Annotated in this window: 11 protein-coding genes; 6 read left to right on the forward strand and 5 right to left on the reverse strand. The window is 74.9% G+C overall.

Annotation, left to right across the window (positions count from 1 at the left end):
- Window positions 1-24: 24 nt before the first annotated feature.
- From DPM19_RS29435 to DPM19_RS29445, 3 genes are read right to left on the reverse strand one after another with little or no spacing between them, the layout of a single operon-like run.
- Window positions 25-1,590 carry a DUF5691 domain-containing protein gene (locus tag DPM19_RS29435; RefSeq protein WP_111871308.1) on the reverse strand — a complete coding sequence of 522 codons (1,566 nt, stop codon included), beginning with the start codon at window positions 1,588-1,590 and terminating at the stop codon, window positions 25-27.
- Window positions 1,587-2,885, reverse strand: a complete 1,299-nt coding sequence (locus DPM19_RS29440; RefSeq protein WP_111871309.1) for an SWIM zinc finger family protein — start codon at window positions 2,883-2,885, stop codon at window positions 1,587-1,589. Before DPM19_RS29440 ends, DPM19_RS29435 begins: the two co-directional genes overlap by 4 nt.
- A 59-nt stretch (window positions 2,886-2,944) precedes the next feature.
- On the reverse strand, window positions 2,945-3,670 hold the full coding sequence (locus tag DPM19_RS29445; protein ID WP_111871310.1) for a M50 family metallopeptidase: 726 nt from the start codon (window positions 3,668-3,670) through the stop codon (window positions 2,945-2,947).
- Window positions 3,671-3,973: 303 nt separating this feature from the next.
- Here DPM19_RS29445 and DPM19_RS29450 point away from each other — a divergent pair, with 303 nt between their 5' ends.
- The 6 genes from DPM19_RS29450 to DPM19_RS29475 all read left to right on the forward strand — a co-directional run bounded on the left by DPM19_RS29450 (window position 3,974) and on the right by DPM19_RS29475 (window position 13,393).
- Complete coding sequence (locus DPM19_RS29450) at window positions 3,974-5,515, forward strand: hypothetical protein (protein WP_146779041.1); 1,542 nt, start codon at window positions 3,974-3,976, stop codon at window positions 5,513-5,515.
- A gap of 90 nt (window positions 5,516-5,605) precedes the next feature.
- Window positions 5,606-6,748, forward strand: a complete 1,143-nt coding sequence (locus tag DPM19_RS29455; RefSeq protein WP_111871312.1) for a CaiB/BaiF CoA transferase family protein — start codon at window positions 5,606-5,608, stop codon at window positions 6,746-6,748.
- Between the two features lie 75 nt (window positions 6,749-6,823).
- Complete coding sequence (locus DPM19_RS29460) at window positions 6,824-8,638, forward strand: carboxyl transferase domain-containing protein (RefSeq protein ID WP_111871313.1); 1,815 nt, start codon at window positions 6,824-6,826, stop codon at window positions 8,636-8,638.
- Window positions 8,639-8,809: 171 nt separating this feature from the next.
- Window positions 8,810-10,699, forward strand: coding sequence for a substrate-binding and VWA domain-containing protein (locus DPM19_RS29465; RefSeq protein WP_233510909.1), 1,890 nt, complete (start codon window positions 8,810-8,812; stop codon window positions 10,697-10,699).
- Window positions 10,700-10,862: 163 nt separating this feature from the next.
- Window positions 10,863-12,416 (forward strand): glycosyltransferase family 39 protein, encoded by a 1,554-nt coding sequence (locus tag DPM19_RS29470; RefSeq protein ID WP_111871315.1) that lies wholly within the window; start codon window positions 10,863-10,865, stop codon window positions 12,414-12,416.
- A 53-nt stretch (window positions 12,417-12,469) separates the two neighbouring features.
- Window positions 12,470-13,393, forward strand: a complete 924-nt coding sequence (locus DPM19_RS29475; RefSeq protein WP_111871316.1) for an NADP-dependent oxidoreductase — start codon at window positions 12,470-12,472, stop codon at window positions 13,391-13,393.
- A 7-nt stretch (window positions 13,394-13,400) separates the two neighbouring features.
- On the opposite strand, the gene DPM19_RS29480 is transcribed toward DPM19_RS29475, so the two are convergent.
- Both DPM19_RS29480 and DPM19_RS29485 read right to left on the reverse strand, forming a co-directional pair.
- A complete protein-coding gene (locus DPM19_RS29480; RefSeq protein WP_111871317.1) occupies window positions 13,401-14,378 on the reverse strand; it encodes a Gfo/Idh/MocA family protein in 978 nt (325 codons plus the stop codon).
- A gap of 58 nt (window positions 14,379-14,436) precedes the next feature.
- The gene (locus tag DPM19_RS29485; RefSeq protein ID WP_111871318.1) at window positions 14,437-15,783 is read right to left on the reverse strand and encodes an alpha/beta hydrolase family protein; all 1,347 of its coding nucleotides are present in this window, start codon (window positions 15,781-15,783) and stop codon (window positions 14,437-14,439) included.
- Window positions 15,784-15,861: the final 78 nt, after the last annotated feature.

The raw sequence follows: 15,861 nt of genomic DNA on the forward strand, positions 1-15,861 counted from the left end.
CAGGCGGTTGCGGTGGGCAGGGGTTCACTCGTCGAGTTCGCGCAGCATGTCCAGGCGGAAGCGCAGCGCCTCGGTCAGCTCGGTCAGCGGTTGGTGGTCGGGGCGGCGGGCGGCGAGGGCCTCCAGCCGGGGCGCCACCGCCGGGTCGAGCCACCGGTCGGCGCGTTCGCACAACCTCGACAGTACGAGGTGGTCGCTGCGGCTGGAGCGGGTCGGGGCCCGGCCGGTCAGGATGTCCTCGACGACCTCCAGCACGGCGTCGGCCAGCGCGCCGGTCCACGGCCCGGGCAACCGGTCCAGCAGCAGGGTCATCTCGCCGATCTCGTCCATCCAGCGGACCCGGCGGACCAGGTCGGCGCCGGCCGTCTCGCGCTCGGCCGCGGGCAGCACCCCGAGCAGGCCGGTCAGCTCGTCGGCCCGCTCGGTCACCACCGCGGCCTTCAGCAGGGCGCGCGCCCAGCCGGCGTCGTGCTGCCGGATCGCCGCCCGGGCCCAGCCGACGTGCACGTCCTCGGTGTGGTCGGCGATGGGCAGGCAGGCCACCTCCATCGGCGGCAGCCCGAACAGCTCGGTCCAGCAGGGCAGCGGGGTGCGGGCCAGGATCTCGCGCAGCCAGCCCGCCCGGGCGCCCAGCGGCGGGCCGGAGCCGGGCGCGAACGAGCCCGGCGGGTGGAACGGGATGCCGTCCCGGGCCATCCCCTCGTCGTGCTCCTCGGGCTCCCGCACCATGATCCAGGTCTGCCGGCGCCCCCGGACGGTGCGCTCCCGGGCCCGCACGCAGGCGCGCGCCCGCTCGGACATCCGCCGCCCGTAGGCCGATCCGGGCAGCCGGGCCAGCAGGTCGGCGGCGAGCTGCCGGACGTCCTTGCCGCGGTCGTCGAGGGCCGCCTCCAGGAACTCCTCGTCGGCCGGCGACAGGCCCTGGGCGAACGTGCCGAGGAACGCCGTGCGATCGGGTGCGGGCTCGCCCGACCAGGTGGCGGCCAGCGCCTCCCGGGCCGCGGCCGGATCGTCGCCGCGCAACCGGACCAGGTAGGCGACCCGCTGGCTGCGGGTGCCGGTCTGCCAGACCTCGGGGTCGTCGCCGGGGTCGCCGCTCTCGGCGACCAGGTAGGCCCAGCCGGTGTGCTGCAGGGCCAGCCACACGCCCCGGCGGCCCGCCACCCGGGCGATGGCCGGGCGCAGTGCCCGGTCGGACCGGCCCCGTTCGAGCAGGTCGGGCAGGAGCGGGGCGGGCACCCGCAGCCCGCGCCCGGCGGCGGCGTCCAGCCATTCGGCGAGCATCCTCGGCTGCTCGCCGGCCAGGATCCGCGCCAGCCGGCCCGCCGCGGCGAGCCCGGCGGGGGGCAGGGACTCGGCGGGGGCGGGCGCGATCGGCTCGGCCGTCCCCGGCAGCAGCCCCGCCCGCCGCCGCACGGTCAGCAGGGCCGCCTGCTCCAGCAGGGCGCCCGCGGCGGCGTCGCCGGTCCCGGCGGGTGCGTTCGCGGCCGGGCCGCCGGCCAGGGCGGGCGCCAGGACAGGGTGGGGCGGGAGCGGCCGGCGGCGGGTGCCGAGCAGGGCCGTGGTGACGTGATCGCTCCAGGCGGTCACAGCAGGATCACTCCTTCGTCCTCGCGCCAGGCGGACAGGGGACGCAGCCCGGCGGGGGTCCACTCGCCGCCGACGGTGCAGGGCCGCCCGCCGGACATCGCCAGCAGCCGCCAGGGCACCGGCCCGAGCAGCGGGAGGGCGTCGCCGCGGTCGTCGACCACGTGGGGGACGCCGTCCGCGCGGGCCGGGCGGACCCCGGCCAGCAGCGCCGGCCAGCGGTCGAGCCAGGGGTCGCGGGCGAGCCCGGCGGCGTACTCGTCGAGCAGGTCGAGCACCCGGCCGCCGCCCGGCGGGCCCTGGTGTGGTGGCCCGTGCCGCTCGGCGATCAGCGCGCGCAGCGGCTGCGCCCCCGGGTAGAAGGCGAGGTCGGCGTCGATGAGCGAGCCGACGGGCAGGGATGCCTCCAGTGGCCGGCCCGGTGCGCCGAACGACAGCACCAGGGCGGGCCGGCCGGTGGCCCGCCCGCGCAGCCACACCCGGCGGGTGACGAGCCTGTCCTGTTCGGTGTCGTGGCTGCCGGCCACGTACCAGTGGTCGCGGACCCGGGGCCCGGCCAGCACCTCCTCCTGCGGCACGGTGAAACCGACCCGGGAACGCACCGTGGCCCGCAGGTCCGGCGGCAGGTCGTCGCCCCGCTCGTAGGCCCGGACCAGCAGGTGCAGCAGCGCGTATTCGGCCAGTAGCCGCTCGGGCCAGGCGCGCCCGCCGCCGTGCGGGATCGAGGCCAGCTCCCTGACCCGTCCCGCGACGGCCCCGGCCTGCGCGTCGACCAGCCGCCGGGCGACGTCGTCCCACGCCTGGTAGGAGGCCGACTCGGCGCCGGAGAGCCCCTGCGCGACCTGGTCGCGCAGCCAGCGGCCCAGCTCGGCCAGCCCCTCCTCGACGCGCCGCTCGCGCCGCTGGGCGGTCTCGGGGTCGGCCGCCCTGGCGGCGGTGCGCTCGCGGCTGCGCTCGGCCTGCCCGGCGCGCTCGGCCCGGGCGTCCAGCCACTCGGCGACCCAGGCCGGCCGGGCCGCCGGGTCGATCGTGCCGTCGCTCCACAGCAGCAGCAGACCCAGCGCGTGCTTGCAGGGGAACTTGCGGCTGGGGCAGGTGCACCGGAACGCGGGCTCGGCCAGGTCGGCGGACGTGCGGTAGACCGAGGCGCCGCTGCCCGCGCACTCGCCCCACACGGCCTGCTCGTCACAGCCCGCGCGGGCCCACTTGGCGGGCTTCGCCACGGTGGTCGCGGCCTTGACCGCCGCGGTGTCGGGCGCCAGCCCGAGGACCTGATCACGACCCCAGCGATCACTCACCCCTCGAAGCTATCGGGGCCGGGTGACATTTCCGGACGCCGCCGCTTCGGCCGCTCCGCTCAGAATCCCGGCAGGTCAGGGAGGGAGAGGGTGGAGGAGTCGGGGGCGAGCAACTGGCCTCCGGCCAGCAGCGCGGCCACCGCGACGAACGCGAACAGGCTCACCCAGACCAGCCCGGGCACCCCGGTCAGGTGGGCGAGCTGGTCGGCGTCCGACGAGGGGGCCTGCCGCCGGGAGCGCATCCGCTGCAGCTCGACCACGGGCCGGGCCCCGGCGAACAGCAGGAACCAGGCGGCGAGGTAGGCGAACCCGGCCTGCACCGTGTCGGTGCCCAGGAACGACACCAGGAAGACGATCGCGCCGGTGCCGACCACGGACACCACCCCGAACGCGTTGCGGATCATGACGAGCATCGCGAGCAGCAGGGCGATCGAGGCCCACAGCATCAGCACGGTGCGCCCGACGCTGAGCAGCGCCGCGAACGCCAGCCCCAGCAGCGGGGGAGTGAGGTACCCGGCCAGGGCGGTGAATACCATGCCGGGACCGTGCGGCTTGCCCCGCGAGACCGTCACCCCCGAGGTGTCGGAGTGCAGCCGGATGCCGTCCAGCTTGCGGCCGGTGACCAGCGCGGCCAGCGCGTGCCCGCCCTCGTGCGCGATCGTCACCACGTTGCGGGCCAGCCGCCAGGTGGGACCGTGCAGCACGGCACCGAAGGCGATGACGCCGACGAGGATGACCAGCCACCACGGAGGGTCGTCCTGACGCCCGAACACGAGGTCCCACATGTCGCCGATGCTCGCTGTATCCACGTCTGCCCTCGGGGTCCGTCTGGGTGAGATCACCAGGGTGCCATGTCCCGGCCGTTCACCAGGCCGTCGTGAGATATGACGTCGTAGTGGATCGGTCCGTTCGGTCCGGTAAGGAGGGAAAACTCCGCCCGGTTCGCCCGCTTCACCGGCGACGACTTCGCCACCAACGGTAACCGAACCCCTGCGAAGGGTAATCTTTCGTTCAACTGGGCGCTCCGCCCGGCCGGATCTTCCTAGCCTCGGGCCGCTGGTGAATCGCGGGCCCCGAGGAGTCTTCCCATGCCGCAAGACGTACAGCCGACCCCCCTGCAGGAGAGGCGGTATCGAGAGCTGGTCCGGTTGGCGTATCTGGTGCAGCCGGGCACCGGCCGGCGCGTCTACCGGCTGGCGGTCGCCCGGCGGATCGTGGACGGCGCGCTGGCGCACCGCCCCAGGGGCACCTACGCCAAGACCCGCACCCGGGTCCTGCGCCGGGCCATGGACCCGCCCCGGCGGCTGCGGATCGGGCTCGGCCCCTGGCTGCGCGCGCTGCCCGGCAGGCTGCCCGACCCGACCCTCACCCAGGTGCTGGACGGGCTCGACCCGGCGGCCCGGGCGGCGTACGTGCTGCGGCGCATTGAGCGGACGCCCCGGTACGCGGTCCGCGACCAGCTGGTCGCGCTCGGCGTGCCGGACCCGCAGCCCGCGCTCGACGCGGCCGAGGCCGCGGACCTCCCCGACCCCGCGACGGTCGAGCTGGTGCCCGGCCGGCCGGTGCGGCGGCGGTCCCCGCTCCCGCTGGCGGCGGCGGCCCTGCTGACCGCCGCCCTGCTCGCCGCCCTGGTCGCCACCGAGACCGGTGGCCCCACCGGCTCGGCGGCGGAGCGGGGCGTGCGGGTGACCGCGGCGGCCCCGGACGACTGGCGGCGCGGCGACCGGAAGCTGGACGCCTGGCCGGCCCGCGGCGACCTGGTGCACGACCAGGCCGTGGTGGACCGGGCGCTGGCCGCCTGGCGGCCGTCCGGCCGGCCGCAACTGCTGTACGCGGGCCGGCTCGACGGCGTCCCCACCGTGCTGCTGCGCGACGGCGACCGGGTCGCGCGCTTCGCGGGGACGAACGCCCGCCCGTCCGTGCGGCCGATCTCGGCGGCCGAGCCGAACAGCCCGTTCGCGCTCGGCCGGGGCCGCTACCTCGTCGCCCCGTGGACCACGCAGGTGCGGACGGCCCGCGGCACGGCGGTACCGGTGCAGGGCGGGGTGGCCGGGCCGGTGCACGCCGCGGCCGGCTGCGGGGCGGTACTCGAACTGCGGTCCTCCGACCGGGCGGACGCCGTGGCCGACCTGAGCGACGGCGCCCGGCCCACCCCGGTCACCTACCGGAGCGGCGGCGGCGCGCCCGAGGTCGGCCCGGCCGGGCTGCGGCAGTGGGAGCGGCTGGCCTGCGGTGCGGGCCGGGAGCCGGGGCGGGAGATCACCACGGCGGAGGCCTGGCGGTTCTGGACGGGCGCGCTGCCGGACCGGGGCGACCGCGCGGCCGAGTGGGTGTGCGCCCGGTACCGGTACGCCAGTGGCGGCTCGACGGCGCGCGCCACGCTGCTGGAGAACGGGCGGCGACACGCCACTGGTGACTGCGGCGACCGGTCCGACGCCGCGCTGAGCGGCACCTGGTGGCGCTCGCCGGCCCGGCGCTGGTTCTACCTGGCCGCCGCCAGCCCCGGTAAGGAGCCCCGGGCCCGCGGCCCGCTGGTCGGCGTCAGGTTCGAGCGTGGCCTGCTACGGGCCACCGGCCCGCGGCCGCGCCGCCGCCCGCATGAGAAGGTGGTCCTCTCCTACGCCCGGTGAACCCGGGGTCGGTCAGCGATCGCTTACTTCGATCGTGCAGACTGGACGGGCCGGCCACCGTTTCGCCGGCCGCACGAGAGGGAGTCGTCCATGGGCAAGGGTCCGCTGTCCGGTGTCCGAGTGATCGAGTTGGCCGGCATCGGTCCCGGTCCGTTCGCCGCCATGCTGCTGGCCGACCTGGGGGCCGAGGTGATCCGGGTCGACCGCGCCACCGCCGCGGTGGGCGGCCGCACCGACCCCGCCGACTTCACCAACCGGGGCAAGCGCTCGATCGCGATCGACCTCAAGCACGAGCGGGGCCGGGACGTGGTGCTGCGCCTGGTCGAGGGGGCCGACCTGCTCATCGAGGGTTTCCGCCCCGGCGTCACCGAGCGGCTCGGGCTGGGCCCCGACGACTGCCTGGCCCGCAACCCCCGGCTGGTGTACGGGCGGATGACCGGCTGGGGCCAGGAGGGCCCGCTGGCGCAGAGCGCCGGCCACGACGTCGGCTACATCGCGGTCAGCGGGTCGCTGCACGCGATCGGGCGCGCGGGCGGCCCGCCGCAGGTCCCGATGAACCTCCTCGGCGACTTCGCGGGCGGCAGCATGTACCTGATCGTCGGCCTGCTGGCCGCGCTGCTGGAGTCCAAGACCAGCGGCCGGGGCCAGGTGGTGGACGCCGCGATCGTCGACGGCACCGCACACCTGACCACGTTCATCCACGCCTTCCTGGCGGGCGGGGTGTGGCAGGACGAGCGCGGCGTCAACATGCTCGACACCGGCGCCCCCTGGTACGACGTGTACGAGACCGCCGACGGCCGGCACGTCGCGGTGGGCGCGATCGAGCCGCAGTTCTACGCCGAGTTCATCCGGCGGCTCGGCCTGGAGTCCGCCGACCTGCCCGGCCAGCACGACCGCGACCGCTGGCCGGAGATGCGCGAGCGGTTCGCCGCCGCGTTCAAGGCCCGGACCCGCGACGAGTGGACCGAGGTCTTCCTGCCCGGGGACGCCTGCGTGGCCCCGGTGCTGTCGCTGCGCGAGGCCGCCGAGCACCCCTTCAACACCGCCAGGGAGGTGTTCGTCGAGGAGGACGGCCACCTGCAGCCCGCCCCGGCCCCCCGCTTCTCCCGGACGGCCGCCGGAATCGGCGGGCCCCCGGCGGCGCCGGGCGCGCACACCCGGGACGTGCTGGCCGACCTGGGCTTCGACGACGTCGAGGAGCTCATCGCCGCCGGCGCCGTCGTGCAGGGCTGACGCCCGGGCCGGCCCCGGCCGGGCGGCGCGGCGGGCGGGATGCCACGCTGTGCGGCGGCGGAAGGAGACCGGCACATGGCCGACACGGCACCGATACCCGTCGCCGCACCGATGGGCGGCACGGTCGAGAGCGTCGAGGTGACCGAGGGGCAGGAGGTCGGCGCGGGCCGGCCGCTGGTCGTCCTCGAGGCCATGAAGATGGAGCACGTGGTCGAGGCGCCCGTCGGCGGGATCGTCCGCGGACCCGCCGTGGCGCCCGGCGACGCCGTCGCCGAGGGCCAGCCCCTGCTGTACCTGGAGGAGACCGCCGTGGCGGCCGCCACCGCCGGGCCCGCGGACGATCCCGCCACCGGCGGGGTGGACCGGATCCGGCCCGACCTGGCGGAGGCGCTGCGCCGGCACGAGATCGGACTGGACGCGGCCCGCCCGGAGGCGGTGGCCCGGCGGCACGGCACCGGCCGCCGCACGGCCCGCGAGAACATCGACGACCTGTGCGACCCCGGCACGTTCACCGAGTACGGCGCGCTGGCCGTCGCCGCGCAGCGCCGTCGCCGTGATCTCGCCGAGCTGATCGAGAGGACCCCCGCCGACGGGCTGGTCGCCGGGGTCGGCGACGTCCACGGGGCGCCGGCCGTCGTCCTGTCCTACGACTACATGGTCCTGGCCGGTACCCAGGGCGCGGTGAACCACCTCAAGAAGGACCGGATGTTCGAGCTTGCCGAGCGGCGGCGGCTGCCGGTGGTGCTGTTCGCCGAGGGCGGCGGCGGCCGGCCCGGCGACACCGACACCGCCTCGATCTCGTCCCTCGACTGCATGGCGTTCCACCTGTTCGGCCGGTTGAGCGGCCGGGTGCCGCTGGTCGGGATCGCGGCGGGCCGGTGCTTCGCCGGGAATGCGGCGCTGCTCGGCTGCTGCGACGTGGTGATCGCCACCGCGGACGCCAACATCGGCATGGGCGGCCCGGCGATGATCGAGGGCGGGGGGCTGGGCGTGTTCACCCCCGAGGAGATCGGCCCGGCCGCCGTCCAGACCGCCAACGGGGTGGTGGACCTGCCGGTCGCCGACGAGGCCGAGGCGGTCGAGATGGCCCGGCGGTACCTGGCGTACTTCCAGGGCCCGGCGCGGGAGTGGACCGCCCCCGACCCGCGGGCGCTGCGCGGGCTGATCCCCGAGGACCGTAAACGGGTCTACGACGTCCGCGCCGTGATCGAGGGGCTGGCCGACACCGGTTCGGTGCTGGAGTTGCGCCGGGCGTTCGGCGCGGGGATCGTCACCGCCCTGGTCCGGGTCGAGGGCCGCCCCCTCGGGCTGATCGCCAACAACCCGGCGCAGCTGGGTGGGGCGATCGACCGCGACGCGGCCGACAAGGCGGCCCGGTTCCTGCAACTGTGCGACGCGCACGGGCTGCCGGTGGTCTCGCTGGTCGACACCCCGGGGTTCATGGTCGGCCCGGCGGCGGAGGAGACCGCGACCGTCCGCCACTTCGGCCGGCTGTTCGTCACCGGGGCGAACCTGCGCGTGCCGATCTGCGCGGTCGTGCTGCGCAAGGCGTACGGCCTGGGCGCGCAGGCCATGGCGGGCGGCAGCCTCAAGGTGCCGGTCGCGACCGTGGCCTGGCCCACCGGCGAGCTGGGCGGGATGGGGCTGGAGGGGGCGGTCCGGCTGGGTTTCCGCCGCGAGCTGGCGGCGATCGAGGACCCGGCGGAGCGCGCCGCGGAGTTCGAGCGGCTGGTCGGGGCGGCGTACGAGCACGGCAAGGCGCTCAGCGTGGCGACCGTGTTCGAGATCGACGACGTCATCGACCCGGCCGACACCCGCCGGTGGATCACCATGGCGTTCCGCGACCTGCCCGTGCCGCCCGAGCGCCGGGGTTTCGTCGACACCTGGTGACACGCCCCGTACGTTCCGCTGATTTCTGCCGCATACCGCTGGGTTTCGTCGGTGGCCGGGAACCGGCGGGTGGCCGGATCCCGTCTACGTCGGCGAAGTCACCCTTTTCCGTGATCTGGCGGACTACGGTGATCTCGCCCATCTCAGCGCAGGGCGTCCCCTGGAGGTGTCGTGTACAACCCGCCCCCCGCCGGGCCGCCGCCCGGCCCTCCGCCGGGGTTCCCGCCGCCCGGCTACCCGCCGCCCGGTGGCATGTACCCCGGCGGAATGCCGCCGGTCCCGCCCCGGCGCCGGCGTAGCCGGGCCGGCGCCTTCGTGGCGGTGGCGGTGCTGGTGGCGGTGGGCCTGGTCGCGGCGCTGGTCGTCGTGGTCGTGCTGGCCGGCGGAGGCGGCTGCGGCTCCGCCGGGACGACCCTCACCATGGTGTCCTCGCCGGAGAAGTACGGACTCGTCGCCGCCGCGGCCAAGGAGTACAGCGGTCGCGAGGTCGCCGGCGAGTGCGTCGAGGTCAAGGTCTGGAACAAGTCCTCCGGCGAGGCGATGGCCGCGCTCGCCCGCGGCTGGAACCCCCAGGTGGACGGCTCCCCGCGGCCCGACGTGTGGTCGCCCGCCAGCTCCGGCTGGGTGGCGCTGCTGCGGCAGCGGCTCGACCAGCGCGGCCTGCCCGACTTCGTGCCCCGGGAGACGCCCGGCATCGCGGTGTCCCCGCTGGTGATCGCGATGCCCCGGCCGATGGCGCAGGCGCTCGGCTGGCCCGGCAAGGAACTGGGCTGGGACGACATCCTGCGGCTGTCGCGCGACCCGCGGGGCTGGGCGGCCCACGGGCACCCCGAGTGGGGGGCGTTCAAGCTCGGCAAGACCGACCCCAACTTCTCCACCTCCGGGCTGAACGCGACGGTCGGCGCCTACTTCGCGGCCACCGGCAAGTCCGCGGACCTGTCCGCGGCCGACCTCGACCGCGGCGACGTCCAGTCCTACGTCCGGGGGGTCGAGGGCGCGGTCGTGCACTACGGCGACACCACGCTGACGTTCCTGGAGGGGCTGCGGCGGGCGGACGCGACCGGGGGAGGCCTGAAGTACGTCTCGGCGGTCGCGGTCGAGGAGGCCTCCGTCTGGTACTACAACCAGGGCAACCCGACGGGCGACCCCAAGCTGGCCGGGCGGAACCCCAAGCCGCGCACCCCGCTGGTGGCGATCTACCCCAAGGAGGGCACGCTCGTCTCCGACCACCCCTACGTCACGTTGACCGGCGGCGATTCCCGCCGGCAGCGGCTCGCGACCGACTTCCTGAACCACCTGCGCGGGACGGAGACGCAGGCCGCCTTCGGCCGGGAGGCGTTCCGCAGCTACGACAACCGGGCGGGCATGCGCACCACGCAGGCCAACGGGCTGCTGCCCGACCAGCCGCGGAAGATGATCGCGCCGCCCGCCCCGGAGGTGCTGGACCGGATGCTGCGCAGCTGGGAACTGCTGCGCAAGCGGGCGAACGTGCTCTTCGTGGTGGACGTCTCCGGCTCGATGAACGAGCCCGCGGGCGGCACGGGCCGCACCCGGATGGCGCTGGCCAAGCAGTCGCTGGTCAAGGCGGCCGACCGGTTCGTCGGGGTCGACCGGGTCGGGCTGTGGGAGTTCTCCACCGGGCTGAGCGGCCGGATCGACTACCGGCCGGTGGTGCCGGTCGGCACGATGACCGACGCGCACCGGGGCCTGCTCAAGTCCCGGATCAACGGGCTGACCCCGCGCGGCGACACCGGCCTGTACGACACCGTGGCCGCCGCGTTCGCCCATGTCCGCGGGCAGCGGCAGGGCGATGCGATCAACTCGGTGGTGGTCCTGACCGACGGCAAGAACGACGACAGCACCCGCGGCCTCTCGCTCGACCAGTTGCTCGGCCGGCTCGACCGGGCGAGCGGGGTGCGGGTGTTCACCATCGCCTATGGCACGGGCGCGGACCAGGGGGCGCTGCGGCGGATCTCCGAGGCGACCGACGCCACGGCGTACAACTCCAGCGACCCGGCGACGCTCGATCGGGTGTTGAGTAATGTGACGTCGAACTTCTGACCGGCCGCTGACCTGCGGGGTCTTCGGGAAGCCGGAGACCTCAGTCAGTGATCTACAATGTAAAGGCGTGGGGTGGAGCGCTTCCGAAATGTCCGGGGGAGTTCACCTTCACGTCACCGCGGCTTCACCGATCAATGATTAGGGCGCTGCCAAGTTGTCCGGCATGTCCAGCGCCCGCCTGCGGAGCCCGGGTCTGCTCGTCCCCCTGCTGCTGGCGACAGGGTGGCTGGTGGTCCTGGTCATGCATCTGCGCCAGCCGTTCCCCTCCGACCAGATCAACTACATGCGGACGGCCGCGCAGTTCCCCGACCCGCTGAACAGCGCCCTGACGCACCAGATCACCCGGTTCGGCCTGGTGATCCCGCTACGCCTGTCGATCGCCCTGTTCGGCTACTCGCAGGCGGCCTACTACTCGGTCGCGCTCCTGGGCTCCCTCGGGCTGCTGCTGGGCACCTACACCCTGGGCGCCCTGCTGTTCTCCCGGTGGGTCGGCGTCGTCGCGGCGATCGTGGTGGTGGCGGCGCCACCGCTGTTCATCGAGTCGTCCGACCCGCTGCCGGACGTTCCGGCGGCGGCCCTGATCACTCTGGCCCTGGCCCTGGCGGTGGCGATCAGACAGGGGAGAGTGCCGGTCCGCTGGTGGACGCTGGCGGGGCTCGGCGCGCTGCTGGGCTGGTCGTATCTGGTCCGCGAGTTCACGGTGTTCCTCTGGCCGCTGGTGCCTCTCCTGATCTATCCGCGGGTCCGCCGGCGCGGGCTGCTCCAGGTGGCCTGGCCGGTGGCGCTGGCCGGTCTCCTGGAGGCGCTGCTCTGCCAGGTGCTGTACGGCAACCCGCTGGCCCGGGTGCACTCCATCACCGGCCACGGGCAGGCCCCCTCGCCGCCGGCGATCGCCGCCACCTACCGCGACAAGCCCAGATCGGTGTACGTGCTGCGGCTGCCGGACGTGCTGGCCGAGCATGCCGGGAGCGGCCGGCTGGTGCTGCTGATCGTGTTCACCCTGCTGGGCGGCGCGCTGGCGGCGCTGCTGTGGCGGCGGGCGCCGCGCTGGCGGGAACTGGCCCTTCCCGCGGCCTGGTTCCTGGCGCTGTGGGTGCCGCTGGTACTGCTGGGCGGGGTGCTGGACCCGGCCGCGCCCAAGCTCCGGTTGCAGCTGATGCGTTACTGGTTTCCGATCTTCCCGGCGTTCGCGCTGGGCGGCGTGGGGCTGGTCTGGCTGGCCGCCCGCGAGGCGGCCGACCGGCTCTCCCGGCGGGCGGCGACGGTGGCGACGGCGCTGCCGGCCGTGCTGGTGCTGCTGCTGGGCGCCGTCACCGCGGGACCCGCGGTGCGCAGCTGGTGGGCCGAGTCCGGCACCCGGGCCGGGGGAGCGACCCAGCTCGCGGCGTTCCGGACGTGGATGTCCGAGCACGGGGACGGCGTTCCGCGCGTGTGGTCCGGGCGGCACACCGTGCGGCTGCTGGAGATCTACCGCCGGGGCCCGTTCGGCGGGGTCGCGTGGCAGGCCAAGCCCACCGCCGCCCTCATCGGAGGGGCGCGGCCGGCACCGGGTGACCTGGTGGTCTTCTACGACACCGACCGCGGCGCGCTGTGCGGGTTCTGCCGGCTGACCACCGAAGACATCTGGGGGAAGCCGCCCCGCCCCGAGGCCGGCTGGCGCGAGGTGTACGCCACTCCGGACAGGTTGCTGCGCGTTTACTCGGTGGGCACCGGCTGAGCCGCTCCGGCGCGGCACGGAATGCGCCCGCCGCCGCCCCGGTTGCCCAGAGTATGAGAGCGATCACGTTGTCGGAGTACGGCGGGCCGGACGATCTGGAGCCGGCGGAGTTCCCCGAGCCGAAGGTGGCGCCCGGCGAGGTCCTGGTCCGGGTGCGGGCCGCCGGGGTCAATCCGGTGGACTGGAAGATCGCGGAGGGCCTGCTCGACGCGCTGCTGGAGGTGCGCTTCCCGCTGGTCCCGGGCTGGGACGTGGCCGGGGTGGTCGAGCAGGTCGGGCTGGACGTCGAGGAGTTCTCGGTCGGGGACGAGGTGATGGGCTACATCCGCAAGGACACCGTCCAGCTCGGTGCCTACGCCGAACGCGTGGCCGCGTCCGTGCGGCTGCTGGCCCGCAGGCCGGCCGCGCTGAGCTGGGAGCAGGCGGCGGGGTTGCCGCTGGCCGGCCTGACGGCCTACCAGTCGCTGGAGCGGGTCGGGGTCGCCGCGGGGGAGACGGTGCTGGTCCACGCCGCGGCGGGCGGGGTGGGTTCGCTGGGCGTGCAGCTCGCGGTGGCCCGGGGCGCCCGGGTGATCGGTACCGCGAGCGAGCGCAACCACGGGTTCCTGCGCGAGCTGGGTGCCGAGCCGGTCGCCTACGGGGACGGGCTCGCCGAGCGGGTGCGGGAGTTGGCCCCCGAGGGGGTGGACGCGGCGCTGGACTTCGTCGGCGGTGGTGTGGTGGACCTTTCGCAGGAACTGCTGCGGCGGCGTGACCGGGTGGCGTCCATCGCCGATCCGGAGGCGGTCGCCAAGGGCGGCCATTACGTATGGGTGCGTCCGGATTCGGTGGATCTCACCGTGCTCGCGGACCTGGCCGACGCCGGCCGGCTCGACGTGCCCGTGGACCGGGTGTTGCCGCTGGCGGACGCGGCCGAGGCCTGGCGGTACAGCCGCACGGGGCGCGCCCGGGGCAAGGTCGTGCTCACCGTCGACTGAGCGGCGGTCAGGCCGGCGGGGCGAGCCGGGCGGCGATGGCGTCGAGGGTGCGCAGGATGGCGTGCGTCTCGTCCAGGGGCATCAGGGGTGATTCCAGGGCGCCTTCGCGCAGCCGGGCGGCGACCTCTTCGGCCTGGAAGGTGTAGCCGTGGCCCTCGAACGCGCACCGGAACGTCTCGGTGGGCGTTCCCGGCCGGTGCAGTACCAGGGCGGCGGGGTTGTAGAAGGGGGCGGGCAGTTCCAGCCGGCCCGCCGTGCCGACCACGGTGGCGGTCTGCGGGGACTCGGCCCGCAGGCCGCAGTGCAGCAGGGCGACCGCACCCGAGGCGTAACCCAGCAGGATGCCGGTGTTGGCGTCCACTCCGGTGGGGGCGTGGGCCGCGGTGGCCTGGACGGAGACGGGTTCACCCAGCAGCATCCAGGCGAGCGACAACGGGTAGACGCCGATGTCCAGCAGGGCGCCGCCGGCCAGACCGGGTGACCAGAGCCGGTGCTCGGGGTCGAAGGCGGCGGCGAAGGAGAAGTCGGCGTACACGGCCTCGATCCGGCCGATCGCGCCCTCGGCGACCAGCGCGCGCAGTTGCCGGATCAGCGGGTTGAACCGGGTCCACATCGCCTCCATGGCGAACAGGCCCCGGTCGCGGGCCAGCGCGATGATGTCGGCGGCATCGGCGGCGTTGGTGGCGAACGGCTTCTCCACCAGCACGTTCCGGCCCGCCGCCAGGCAGTGCAGCGCCGCGGCGCGGTGCGCGCTGTGCGGTGTCGCCACGTACACCACGTCGATCCGGTCGTCGGCGGCCAGGTCGGCCCAGGAGCCGTGGGCGGTGGCGATCCCGTACCGGTCGGCGAACGCGGCGGCGGTGGTGGGGGAGCGGGACCCCACGGCCGTCACCTCGTGGCCGGGCAGCCGTAGCAGGTCCTCGGTGAAGATCCGGGCGATCTGGCCCGTGCCGAGCACGCCCCAGCGGATCGGACGGTCGGTCATCTGCGCACCTCCGGCGGGCGCCCCCGGGAGCGGGCACCCGCCGGAGATCTTTCCAGCTCTACGGGCAGGCCGGGTACTGCCGGCGGCTGCCGGTGCCGGCGTCGTAGGCGGCCCGGTCGCTGAACTTGCAGCCGAAGTCCGCGGCTCCCGGCCGCAGCACGTCGTCACCGGCGGGGCGCTTCCCGGTGGTCGTCCACCGGACCAGGTCGTCCCAGGCGGTGCCGAGTTCGGTCGGGGTGAACTCGCAGTGCCCGGAGGCGCGGATCGCCCGCTGTACCACCAGGTGCGAGCGGCGGGCACGCTTGGCGTCCTGGAGGTAGAACTGCTCCATCGAGAACGGCACGAACAGGTCGCCGAGGTTGTGCAGGCTGAGCACCGGGCCGCTGGGCCGGCCGGTGATCCGCGGGATCTCGGTCAGTTTCGGCGAGTACCGGGCGAGGAGGTTGCGGGGCGCGATCCGCTGCACCTGCCGGTTGATGTTCACCGGGCTGCCGGGCGTGTAGCGGTCGAACAGGTTGGTGGCGACCTGCGCGGGGTCCTCGGCCAGGCCGGGGCCGGGCGGGGGTGTGGCCCGGGACAGCAGGAAGTCCTTCCACTGGGTGAATGCGCCGTCGGTGCCCGGGCGCGGCCCGCCGGTCATGTTGACCGTGATGGCCCGTAGTTGCCGGCCCTCGGGGTCGGTGAGCGCCGGGTCGTCGAGCCCCAGCGCCGTCTTGATCTGCGGCACTTGTACCGTCTGGTACTCGTCGGTGGGCGGGTACGCGCGGATGCCCGCCAGTGCCTGGGCGACCAGGGTGTAGCCGGTCAGCCAGTCGAACTGTTCCTGGTCGCCGAGCACCCCGCAGATCGGCAGGCCGGCCGCGTAGAAGCCCGGGTACTCCTCCATCGAGCGGCCGACGATGTGCCCGCCCATGGAGGCGCCGGTGATGTAGGTGCGGCCGGGCTTCCTGACCAGCCTGGCGAAGTGCAGTGCCAGGTCGCGGGTGCTCAGCACGCCGGCCTTGATGTCGTAGCCGTTGGCGTAGAAGGACGACGCGGCCCAGGCGTAGCCCTGGTCGAGCAGCTTCTGCCGCAGCGAGGGTGGGGAGACCGACAGGATGGGGGTGTTGCCGGCGTATCCGTGTGCCCACAGCACGAGCTCGCCGTTCCAGTCCGGCGGTACTTCGATCATGTAGGCGGCGTGCCGGTGGGCGCCCTGCAGTACTCGGGTGGGCTTCCCGTCGATGACGGCCGGGGTCAGCGGGGGGTTGTTGAACGTGTAGCCCGGTAGCGGCTGGTCGTCGGGGATCTGGGGGCTCTGGGGAGGTGCTGGCGGTTTCGGTTTCGCGGCCGCGGCCGCCGGGGAGCCGCCGAGCAGCCCGGCGGCCATCAGGGCCGCCATGGCCATGGCGAGGGTTCTGCGCATCCTGTGTCTCCTCGATGCGGGGTGGTGAATCGGCCCGTCCGCGCCGGCCGGGGTCGCACGGCGCCTCTACTGTGGGCA

It is taken from the genome of Actinomadura craniellae, assembly GCF_003289645.1.
In the GTDB taxonomy this organism is placed as follows: Bacteria; Actinomycetota; Actinomycetes; order Streptosporangiales; family Streptosporangiaceae; genus Actinomadura_D; species Actinomadura_D craniellae.